We start from the raw sequence: 761 nt of genomic DNA, 5'->3' as shown, positions 1-761 counted from the left end.
ATATAGCCATAAGCATTGTGCGTAGTCGCTACTTTCATACCTGATGTGTCGAGTTCGCCTAGTGACAACATCGCATCGCGCTTCATAAAGCGAAATTGCTTGGCGTATTTACGTGCGTTCTTGCGATAAAACGTAGCGTTGTCTGGGTCGAGCTTAGAAACTTCGCTCGCGATGGTGTAAACCTTTTGGATTGTTGTAGAAAGTCCAACAAACGTATGTGGGTTCACTGCGCCTTGGCCAACAGACTGGCCTAATGCAGGAAGTAGAGGTACTTCTTTGTTCGCTTCAATAACCATTAAATCATCACGTTGCGCAGCTGAAATGACTTTTAATGCGAAGTCATCGTGGCCAATACCGTTTACCACGATTGCATCCATCTGGCTCAATCGCTTCAAGTCATTCGGTTGTGGCAAATAATTATGCGGGTTAAAGCCAGCATCAACCAAAGGAAGGATGTTCACTTTGTCACCTACCACTGCTTTTACGTAGCTATAGTAAGGCTGTAGGGTAATGCCTATCGTCAACTTATCGCTGTCGACTGTGTATTCTTTTGCCAATGCATTGGGTGTCGATAGCACCGCCATTAACGACATCAATAGAGTCATGAATCGCATAGTAAATCTCTTATTAGTGAGCATTTTGTTTTTCGAGAGTCCGGGATTAATGTGAAGAAGCTTCATGCTGATCAGCAACTTCTGACTCATTCACCACCAATTTCCAGCCTGCAGATTCCAATGTATTTTCATCAAATTGAGTAGGTT

The 761-nt window shown here is 43.6% G+C and carries 1 protein-coding gene; it reads right to left on the bottom strand.

All coding sequences use genetic code 11. From position 1 onward, the window contains the following. Nucleotides 1-614, bottom strand: a 614-nt coding sequence (locus AB4496_RS28740) for a metal ABC transporter solute-binding protein, Zn/Mn family (protein WP_372133499.1), incomplete at its 3' end; no start/stop codon positions are given. Nucleotides 615-761 lie beyond the last annotated feature (147 nt).

The organism is Vibrio sp. 10N.222.46.A1 (assembly GCF_041473595.1).
In the GTDB taxonomy this organism is placed as follows: Bacteria; Pseudomonadota; Gammaproteobacteria; order Enterobacterales; family Vibrionaceae; genus Vibrio; species Vibrio tasmaniensis_A.
Note: the sequence above shows the minus strand (reverse complement) of the source record. Positions and strands in the feature narration are given on the sequence as shown.